Source organism: Saccharopolyspora sp. NPDC002686 (assembly GCF_040295745.1).
GTDB lineage: Bacteria > Actinomycetota > Actinomycetes > Mycobacteriales > Pseudonocardiaceae > Saccharopolyspora > Saccharopolyspora oryzae.
In genome coordinates, this window is the sequence record NZ_JBEOVY010000054.1 from 19274 (window position 1) to 28570 (window position 9297).

Consider the following 9297-nt stretch of genomic DNA (forward strand, 5'->3'; position numbering starts at 1 on the left):
TTGGCCCCGCCGACGTCCGATCGGCTTGACGGGGCGCTGCGGGACGTGATCTGCTGGCGGGCAGCGTCGCGTGCCGGTGGCGGACAGCGTCAGGCATGGAGGCGCGGGTTCGAAAGGTCTTCGATGACCACCCTTTTCAATCACACCATCGTCGCCGCGCGCGACAAGCAGGAATCGGCTTCGTTCTTCGCGGAGATGTTCGGCCTCCCGCTGGGTGAACCGGCTGGTCCCTTCTTCCCGGTCCACCTGGACGCAGGGGTGACCCTCCAGTTCGCCGAGCCGCCCATCGATTTCCCGCCGCAGCACTACGCCTTCCTCGTCACCGAGGAGGATTTCGACGGGATCTACGCCCGGATTCAGGAGGCCGGGCTCGAGCACTGGGCAGATCCGCAGCGGAAGTTCCCGAACCAGTACAACACCGACCACGGTGGTCGAGGGGTCTACTTCTGCGATCCGTCAGGTCACTACCTGGAAGCGATCACCCAGCCCTACGGCGCAGATCTGCAGGACTGACCGAAGTGGACACTCCGCCCGGCGCGGCCGCCGGGCGGAGTGCCCGGGGCTACGGCGTCTTGGTCAGGAGCTCCATGTTGTGCCCGTCGGGGTCGTCGAAGTAGACGCCCCGGCCGCCCCAGCGGTGGTTGATCTCGCCGGGCTTCTGGTGGGCCGGGTCGGCCCAGTAGGCGATCCCCGCGTCGCGGATCCGGCCGAAAGCTTCGTCGAACTCGGCTTCGTCGACCAGGAACGCGTAGTGCTGCGGCTGCACGTCCGACTGGGTCATGTAGTCCAGGGTGATCGAGTTGTCGAGCTCGACCGGCACGAACGGCCCGAACTCGGCACCGACCTCGACACCGAGGATGTCGGCCAGGAACCGTGCGGAATCGTGCTTGTCCCGAGCCCCGACGATGGTGTGGTTCAGTTCGATACCCATGATCACTCCCCGGCCGGTTGCGAGGTGTTCTGCGCGAAAGCCGGTGGCGCACCGATCGGGCTCAACTGGATGCCGGCCAGCAGCCACCGGTCGCCGCGGCGAACCGCGATGTGGGTGGAACGGAATTCGCCGTCGACCGTATTCCCGCGGTACGCCCCGCGTTGACCGCGTGCCTCAGCCGAGGCCCACTGCTGTTCGAGCTGGCGGACGCCTTCCTCAGTGGACATCTTCTCGCTCCTGCCGGTCGTCGTTCTCCTGGTGGGCGAATGAGTCGATGTGCGTGCGAACCCAGTCGGCGAAGGTGGTCGGCTGCCGCCCGAGCAGACCGGGCATCGCAGGCAGCACCTGTGCGCCGTCGTCGCTTCCGACCGCGCGGTTGAGGACCGCGTCGACGACTTCCGGCGACATCCCGGAGCGGCGCAGGCCGGCCCGCGTTTCCCCGGGGGACGGTTCGGCCAGTTGGAGGTGCCGGCCGAGTTCCTCGCCGATGATGGAGAGTTCCTGGGCGGGCGTCAGCACTTGCGGCCCCGAGAGCTGGTGAACGGCGTTGCGGTGCTCGTCGGTGGTCAGCGCGGACACGGCGATGGTGGCGATGTCGGCGGGGGCGATCGCAGCCGTCGGCCGGTGCGCGAACGGGATGCGCACTTGGTCGCCGCGCCGGATCATCGGCGCCCAGTGCAAGGCGTTGGACATGAACCGGCCCGGCCGCAGGATCGTGTGGTCGATCCCGGTCGAGACCACGGCCGCCTCCGCCTCCGCGTGCCACCGGTCGATGACGTCGTCGCCCCGGCCCGCGCCGTAGACCGACAGCTTCACGAGGTGTGCGACCCCGGCGCGCTGCGCAGCTGCGGCGAGGCTGATGTCGTGCGTCGGGCGCGGTGCGCTGCCGACCTGCTGCGAGGTCATGAGGAACGCGCGGTCGACGCCGCGGAACGCTTCGTCGAGGCTGGCGGGATCCTTTGCGTCCCCGTAGACCACCTCGACACCGTCTGGTGTGCGGGCCTCGTGCGGCCGTCGCGTCATCGCGCGCACCGGGTGCCCGGCAGCTGCCAGCGCGCTGGCCACCTCCGAGCCGACGTTCCCGGTCGCGCCGGTCACCAAGATCATCGTTCTCCTCCTCGATGTGGTGCGCGGGCATTGATGAGCACAGCGCTGACCAGTGCGCCGACGACGAGGGTCGACGCAGCCCAGAACGCTGCTGGGGCGTAACCGCCGGAGGGCCCTGCTGCGGCGACGGCGACGGTGTTGAGCACTGCCACGCCGATCGATCCGCCGATCTGCTGCGCGGCGTTGACCACGGCTGCGGTGACCCCGGCCTCGCGGGGATCGACCCGGCTGGTGGCCGAGCTGATCGCAGTCGGGAAAACGCAGCCCATGCCGATGCCGAGCAGGATTTCCGCTGGCAGCACGTCGGTGGCGTAGGAGCCGCCCGGGGCCAACCCGGTCAGCAGGCCCAGCCCCGCAGCGGCGACCAGCAGACCTGAGGCGATCAACGCGCGGGGAGCTACGCGGGCTTGCAACCGCGCGGCGAGCAGTTGCGAGCTGGCGAACACCGCAGCCGACAGCGGTAGGAATGCGAGCCCAGCCTGCACCGGGGTGCAGCCGAGCACTTCCTGGAGGTAGTAGGTCAGGAACAGGAAGGTGGCCAGCATCCCGGCGACACCGCACGCGACTGCGAGGCACGCGCCGATCCTGTTGCGATCGCGGAGGATCCGGGGCGGGAGCAGCGGTTCAGGAGTCCGGGACTCCCGCACGGCGAATGCCGCGAGGAGCGCGATCCCGGTGCTGATGGGCACGATCCGCGATGAGTTCTGCGCTGCCCCGTAGACGATCGCGGACAAGCCGCCGGCCGACAGCAACGCGCCGATGAGGTCCAGTCGGGACCGCCGAACGGCGCCCGGCCGGCTGGCGGCGTACCGGGTCCCGAACGCTGCGAGCACGGCGACGGGGACGTTGACGTACAGGCATGCCCGCCAGGTGAGGGCTTCGGTCAGCACTCCACCGAGCACCAGGCCGAGCACTCCGCCGCTGCCCGCGATCGCTCCGAAGATCGCGAAAGCCCTGGCGCGTTCGCGTGGTTCCGAGAAGGTCGTGGCGAGCAGTGCCAGCGCGGTGGGTGCGAGCAGGGCGGCGAACGCACCTTGCAGGCCGCGCGCCGCGACCAGCGTGCCGAAGTTCGTCGCGGAACCGCCGAGCGCGGATGCCGCGGTGAACCCGACCAGCCCCGTGCGGAAGGCGCGAGCGCGACCGAGCTGGTCGGAGAGGCGGCCACCGAGCAGGAGCAAGCTGCCGAAGGCCAGCGTGTACGCGGTGACCACCCACTGCCGCTGCGCGTCGGAGAAGCCGAGGTCGGTCTGCGCGGACGGCAGCGCGATGTTCGTGACGGTGGCGTCGAGCGCGAGCATCAGCTGCGCGACCGAGATGAATGCCAGTGCGGTCCACCGGCGGCGATCCGACCCCGGCAGCTCTGCGGGGGTGCTTGGAGTTGCTCTTCCGTTGGTCATGGGAATCCCCAGTTCCTCAGCGGCGAGTGCAGCCAACGGTAGGTCTCGAATGATTAGATGTCAAACGATTAGTCTTCGATTGGTCTGTGCTAGCTTGGCGGCATGCCTGGACCCGCACATCAGCCGCTGGGGCTGAACCTTGCGCAGACCTCGAAGGCGGTCGGTCGAGCCTTCGACGACGCCCTCGCGGAAGCGGGCGGCTCGGTCCCGGTGTGGCTGGTTCTGCTGTCGCTCAAGACCCGCAAGGTGAGCAACCAGCGAGAACTGGCCGCTGCGGTGGGGATCCAGGGCGCGACCCTGACCCACCACCTCAACGCGATGGAGTCCGAGGGGCTGCTCACCAGGCAGCGAGACCCGGCGAACCGACGAGTTCACCAGGTCGAGCTGACCGAAGGGGGAGAAGCGGCGTTCCACCGCCTCCGGAAGGTGGCGATGTCCTTCGACGAACGACTCCGCGCCGGCATCCCCGAAGGGGATTTGGCTGCTTTCGAACGGACTCTCGCCCAGCTGCGCGCCAACGTCGCTGCGGAGGCTTGAGCCGCTATGCGAGCGGGCGTTCGGCGACCAGCTCTAGAAGGATCTCGGCTACTTGGGCGTCGGTGATCAGGGTGGTGACCACTCCGGAGCGCAGGACCGCGTCGATCGCTCGGGCTTTCGGTTCCGTGTAGCCCAGGGCGATGACTTCTGGGATCTGGGCGAGCTGTTCGTGCGGGATCGCGAGCACGTGATGGGCCAGGCCCGTTGACATTGCGTTGCCGTCCGCGTCGAAGAGGCGGGCGGCGATCTCCGCCATCGCACCGCGCTCCTCGATCGCGTCCCGTTCCGGTTGGCTCAGGGCGTCGTAGACGGTGGATTCGTCGGGGCGCCACGCTCCGATGCTGACCACGGCCTTGGTCAGGTGGCGGAACTGGTCGAAGGTCTCGGCGATGCCCGGCTGGTTGCGGAGTATCTCCGTGGTGCGGCGGTCCGGGAGCACCAGCGGTCCGTAGATCGGGTACGCGGACCCGCCGGAGATGTCGGCCAGCCTGCCGACCGTCTCCACCGACCGGTCCCGCATGTCCATGCCCGCCTGCACGCCGCACAACTGCACGATCGGGCACTTCGGCAGCGTGCGGACGGCATCCGCCATGGCGTTGACCGACCGGGCCCAGGACAGGCCGATCACGTCTTCGATGGTGGCGGTCTCGGCGAGCAGATCCGCTGCCAGCGCACCGATCCTCCGGCGCAGCTCGGGGCGTTCGGCCTTGGATTGCGCTCGATTGAGCACCAGGACGCGGCGCAGCCGGTAGCTGGTCCGCACCGCCTCCGACAGCTCGAGGTCGATCGGCACCGGTAGGTCGAACTCGACCCGGACCAGGCCGGTTTCCCGTGCTGCGGTGAGGATTCGGGCCACCTTGAACCGGCTGATCCCGAATTCCTGGGCGATCTCCAGCTTGGATCGGCCCTGGACGAAGAACCGGTGCGCGATGGACGCCGCCGTGACCGTGTCGGTCAGCCTCGCACGGATCTTGCTGATGCTCATATGAGCATTCTAGAGAGAAAATGTTGACGGGATGCGCGGAATCACCCTTCAATTCTCGGCGAGTTGCCGGAACGAACGGCCCGCAGTGCTCATATGAGCGGGTCAAGCGGAAGGGGTGTCATGCGCGCCGCGATCATCGACCAGCCCGGTTCGATCAGGGTGGGTGAGGTGCCGGACCCGAAACCCGGCGACGGACAACTCGTGATCAAGGTCGGCGCGTGCGGCATCTGCGGCACCGACCTGCACATCGCCGACGGGCACTTCCCGCCCACGCCCTACCCGATCGTGCCCGGGCACGAGTTCGCCGGTGAAGTCGTCGAGCTCGGCGCAGACGTGCCGGGCGGGTGGAAGATCGGCGACCGGGTGGCCGTCGACCCGTCGCTGTTCTGCGGCTACTGCACGCCGTGCCGCTCGGGCCACGGCAATCTCTGCGCGAACTGGAACGCCACCGGCGACACCGTCGACGGCGCCTTCGCCGAGTACGTGGCCATCCCCGCCAGCACCGCCTACCGGATGCCCGACTCCATGACCTGGCAGCAGGGCGCGCTGGTCGAGCCGGTGTCCTGCGCGGTGCACGGTGTGCGCCAGATCGGTGTTGAAGCGGGGGAGCGGTTCCTCGTGGTCGGTGCGGGCACGATGGGGCTGCTGATGCAGCAGCTGCTCCAGCGCGGTGGTGCCCAGGTCTCGATGGTCGATCGCAATGCGGCACGTCTGGAGCGCGCCACGAAGCTCGGCGCGGTCGCGGTGAGCACCGACGTCGCTGAACTCGACCAGCGCTTCGACGCCGCCGTGGACTGCACCGGCGCCGCGCCCGCGATCGAGGCCGCTTTCGACTCGTTGCGCCGCGGTGGCCGGCTGCTGGTGTTCGGCGTCGCCCCGGCCGAGGCGCGGATCTCCCTGTCGCCGTTCCGCATCTACAACGACGAGATCAAGATCGTCGGCTCGATGGCGGTGCTGCACAGCTACGGCGCCGCGCTGGACCTGGTCGCGTCCGGCGCCATCGACACCGACGAGCTGCTCACCGACACGTTGCCGCTGGAGGAGTTCCCCGCCGCGCTGGACCTGATGCGCAGCGGCGCCGGGCTGAAGGTGCAGGTCCTGCCGGGAGGCGTTGATGAGAAGTAGAGCCAAGCTGGCCGTGCTCGCGGTCGTCGCCTTGCTGCTCAGCGGATGCGCGGGAGCCGGGGCGCTCGGTGCGGGTGGGCGAACGCTGGTCGTGGCGATCGTGTCCAACCCGCAGATGGAGGACGCCATCGCGCTCTCCGACCAGTTCGAACGCGACAACCCGGGCATCAAGCTGAAGTTCGTGCAGCTGCCGGAGAACCAGGCGCGAGCGAAGATCACCGCCTCGACGGCCACCGAGGGCGGCGAGTTCGACGTGGTGATGATCAGCAACTACGAGACCCCGCAGTGGGCGGCGAACGGCTGGCTGGAGAACCTGCAGCCCTACATCGACGCCAGCCCGGGCTACGACGCGGACGACTTCATCCCCAGCATCCGCGATTCGCTCTCCCACGACGGATCGATGTACGCGGTGCCCTTCTACGGCGAGTCGTCGTTCCTGGCCTACCGCAAGGACCTGTTCGCCAAGGCCGGGCTGACCATGCCGGAACGGCCCACCTGGGAGCAGATCGCCGACTTCGCCGCTCGCCTGGACGACAAGCAAGCAGGCGTGGCCGGGATCTGCCTGCGCGGCAAGCCGGGCTGGGGCGAGAGTCTGGCCCCGTTCAGCACCGTGGCGAACACCTTCGGCGCCCGCTGGTTCGACGAGAACTGGAACGCGCAGCTGACCTCGCCAGAGTTCCGGGCCGCCGCCCAGTTCTACGTCGACCTGGTGCGCCAGCACGGCGAGGTCGGTGCGTCCAGCGCCGGGTTCACCGAGTGCGGCACTCGATACGGCCAGGGCGAAGCGGCGATGTGGTACGACGCGACGGTCATGGCCGGTACCAACGAGGATCCGGACAGCAGTGAGGTCGTCGGCAAGTCCGGTTACGTGCCCGCTCCGGTGTCGCGCACCGAGACCAGCGGCTGGCTCTACACCTGGTCGCTGGCCATGCCGAAGGTCGCCCAGGACAAGGACGCCGCTTGGCGGTTCATGCGCTGGATGACCGACAAGGACTTCGTGCGCACCGTGGGCACCGAGTTCGGTTGGAACCGGGTGCCACCGGGCTGCCGCCGGTCGACCTACGAGATCCCGGAGTACCAGGAGGCCGCGCACGCCTACGCCGCACCCACGCTGGCCGGGATCGACAGCGCGAACCAGCGGAACACCATGCTGAACCCGGTGCCCTACCCGGGCATCCAGTTCGTCGGGATCCCGGAGTTCCAGGACCTCGGGACCCGGGTCAGCCAGCAGCTCTCGGCGGCCATCGCCGGGCAGATCTCGGTGGACGAAGCACTGCAGCAGTCCCAGGAATACGCCGAATCCGTCGGTGCGGCATACCGGGAGACCAGATGACGCAGACGGCCACCACGACAACCGCAGTCGACCGTTCGACGACTCGCAGACGTCCCGGGAAGTGGTCGCGCGAGGCCTGGCTGCGCCGCGCGCCGCTGATGCCCGCGCTGCTGTTCACCGTCCTGGTCACCCAGATCCCGTTCCTGCTCACGGTGTTCTACTCGTTCCAGTCCTGGAACCTGGTGCGCCCGGGCTCTCGCCACTTCGTCGGTCTGCGCAACTACATCGACGTGTTCGCCGACAGCCAGTTCCGCGGAGCGATGTTCAACACCGTGCTGCTGACGGTGGTGTGCGTGCTGGTGGCGATGTTGCTGGGCCTCGGCTTGGCGCTGCTGCTGGACCGGCAGTTCCTGGGACGCAGCGTGGTGCGGACGCTGCTGATCACGCCGTTCCTCATCCTGCCCGCGGCCGGCGCTCTGCTGTGGAAGACGACGATGTTCGACCCCACCTACGGGTTGCTGAACTTCGTGTTCGGCACCGATGTCGACTGGTTGTCGGAGTTCCCGCTGGCATCGGTGATGGCGCAGATCATCTGGCAGTGGACGCCGTTCATGATGCTGCTGATCCTGGCCGGCTTGCAGGGCCAGTCCAAGGAGGTGCTGGAGGCCGCGGCGGTCGACGGGGCGGGCCGGTGGCGGACCTTCGCCTCGATCACGCTGCCGCAGTTGGGCCGATACCTGCAGCTCGCCGCGCTTCTCGGGGCGATCTACATCGTGAACAGCTTCGACGCGATCTACCTGATGACGCAGGGCGGTCCCGGTACCGCGAGCACCAACCTGCCGTTCTACATCTACCAGCGGGCCTTCGAGGGCTTCGACATCGGCCAGTCCTCGGCGATGGGCGTGATCGTGGTCGTGCTGACCTTGATCGTGGCGACCTTCGCGCTGCGCCTGATGTTCCGGACCTTCGGCGTGAGCGAGGTGCGATGATGCGGACTGGCAACCCACTCGGCCGCTGGGCGTTGACCGCGCTGACCTGGCTGATCGCGATCCTGTTCGTGTTCCCCGTGCTGTGGATGGTGCTGACCTCGTTCAAGCAGGAGAACGACGCCTACACCAACCCGCCGAAGGTGGTGTTCACCCCGACGCTGGAGCAGTTCGCCGGTGTACTGGAGCGCGGATTCCTGCCGTACTTGGCGAACTCGGCGTTCGTGACGGTGGTGTCCACGCTGCTCGTGCTGCTGCTGGCGGTGCCGGCGGCGTACGTGCTGTCCATCTCCGCCGTGCCGGGGACCCGGGACGCGCTGGGGTTCTTCCTGTCCACGAAGATGCTGCCGATCGTCGCGGCGATCATCCCGTTGTACGTGATCTCCCAGAACCTCAAGATGCTGGACAACGTCTGGGCTCTGGTGGTCCTGTACACGGCGATGAACCTTCCGCTGGCGATCTGGATGATGCGCTCGTTCTTCCTGGAAGTGCCCAAGGAGATGGTGGAGGCGGGGCGGATCGACGGGGCCAAGCTGCCGACGCTGCTGTTCCGGGTGGTGCTTCCGGTGGTGGCGCCCGGCATCGCTGCTACCGCGCTGATCTGCGTGATCTTCTCCTGGACCGAGTTCTTCTACGCGGTCAACCTGACTGCTGCTCAGGCCGGGACCGTTCCGGTCTTCCTCGTCGGGTTCATCACCAGCGAGGGCCTCTACTGGGCGCAGCTCAGCGCTGCGGCCTTCTTGGCTTCTCTGCCTGTGATGATCATTGGTTGGGCCGCTCAGAACCACTTGGTTCGTGGTCTGTCCATGGGGGCGGTCAAGTAGCCCGTTTGGAGCTTTGCTTCTTGAGCGCCGTTGCAGTGCCCGCCCGGGGTTTGGTCCGGGCGCCTCCCCACCCCGGACTCCGCTGACCAGCGATGACTCGGCCGATTGATAAGCACTGCGTCTCGCTGTCGC

General features: G+C 68.1%; 11 protein-coding genes. 6 read left to right on the forward strand and 5 right to left on the reverse strand.

What is annotated here, in order from left to right; genetic code table 11:
* Nucleotides 1–123 precede the first annotated feature (123 nt).
* Entirely contained in the window at nucleotides 124–513 is a 390-nt protein-coding gene (locus tag ABTZ89_RS10140; protein WP_351042512.1) for a VOC family protein, read from the forward strand.
* A 49-nt stretch (nucleotides 514–562) separates the two neighbouring features.
* Here ABTZ89_RS10140 and ABTZ89_RS10145 read toward each other — a convergent pair whose 3' ends face one another.
* From ABTZ89_RS10145 to ABTZ89_RS10160, 4 genes are read right to left on the reverse strand one after another with little or no spacing between them, the layout of a single operon-like run.
* Nucleotides 563–931 (reverse strand): VOC family protein, encoded by a 369-nt coding sequence (locus tag ABTZ89_RS10145; protein WP_351042514.1) that lies wholly within the window; start codon nucleotides 929–931, stop codon nucleotides 563–565.
* A 2-nt stretch (nucleotides 932–933) separates the two neighbouring features.
* Complete coding sequence (locus tag ABTZ89_RS10150; RefSeq protein WP_351042517.1) at nucleotides 934–1158, reverse strand: hypothetical protein; 225 nt, start codon at nucleotides 1156–1158, stop codon at nucleotides 934–936.
* On the reverse strand, nucleotides 1148–2038 hold the full coding sequence (locus ABTZ89_RS10155; protein WP_351042520.1) for an NAD(P)H-binding protein: 891 nt from the start codon (nucleotides 2036–2038) through the stop codon (nucleotides 1148–1150). Before ABTZ89_RS10155 ends, ABTZ89_RS10150 begins: the two co-directional genes overlap by 11 nt.
* The gene (locus ABTZ89_RS10160) at nucleotides 2035–3435 is read right to left on the reverse strand and encodes an MFS transporter (RefSeq protein WP_270947878.1); all 1401 of its coding nucleotides are present in this window, start codon (nucleotides 3433–3435) and stop codon (nucleotides 2035–2037) included. The genes ABTZ89_RS10155 and ABTZ89_RS10160 overlap by 4 nt, the downstream gene beginning before the upstream one ends.
* Nucleotides 3436–3537: 102 nt before the next feature.
* On the opposite strand from ABTZ89_RS10160, the gene ABTZ89_RS10165 reads away from it, so the two are divergent.
* Nucleotides 3538–3972: a MarR family winged helix-turn-helix transcriptional regulator gene (locus tag ABTZ89_RS10165; RefSeq protein ID WP_270947877.1), complete on the forward strand. Its 435-nt coding sequence runs from the start codon at nucleotides 3538–3540 to the stop codon at nucleotides 3970–3972.
* Nucleotides 3973–3976: 4 nt separating this feature from the next.
* On the opposite strand, the gene ABTZ89_RS10170 is transcribed toward ABTZ89_RS10165, so the two are convergent.
* A complete protein-coding gene (locus tag ABTZ89_RS10170) occupies nucleotides 3977–4957 on the reverse strand; it encodes a sugar-binding transcriptional regulator (RefSeq protein ID WP_270947876.1) in 981 nt (326 codons plus the stop codon).
* Nucleotides 4958–5077: 120 nt separating this feature from the next.
* Here ABTZ89_RS10170 and ABTZ89_RS10175 point away from each other — a divergent pair, with 120 nt between their 5' ends.
* The 4 genes from ABTZ89_RS10175 to ABTZ89_RS10190 are packed head-to-tail and all read left to right on the forward strand — an operon-like array spanning nucleotide 5078 to nucleotide 9165.
* Entirely contained in the window at nucleotides 5078–6082 is a 1005-nt protein-coding gene (locus tag ABTZ89_RS10175) for a zinc-dependent alcohol dehydrogenase family protein (RefSeq protein WP_351042525.1), read from the forward strand.
* The gene (locus tag ABTZ89_RS10180) at nucleotides 6072–7415 is read left to right on the forward strand and encodes an ABC transporter substrate-binding protein (RefSeq protein ID WP_270947874.1); all 1344 of its coding nucleotides are present in this window, start codon (nucleotides 6072–6074) and stop codon (nucleotides 7413–7415) included. The genes ABTZ89_RS10175 and ABTZ89_RS10180 overlap by 11 nt, the downstream gene beginning before the upstream one ends.
* Nucleotides 7412–8344, forward strand: coding sequence for a carbohydrate ABC transporter permease (locus tag ABTZ89_RS10185; RefSeq protein ID WP_502949528.1), 933 nt, complete (start codon nucleotides 7412–7414; stop codon nucleotides 8342–8344). The genes ABTZ89_RS10180 and ABTZ89_RS10185 overlap by 4 nt, the downstream gene beginning before the upstream one ends.
* A complete protein-coding gene (locus ABTZ89_RS10190) occupies nucleotides 8341–9165 on the forward strand; it encodes a carbohydrate ABC transporter permease (protein ID WP_270947873.1) in 825 nt (274 codons plus the stop codon). Before ABTZ89_RS10185 ends, ABTZ89_RS10190 begins: the two co-directional genes overlap by 4 nt.
* Nucleotides 9166–9297 lie beyond the last annotated feature (132 nt).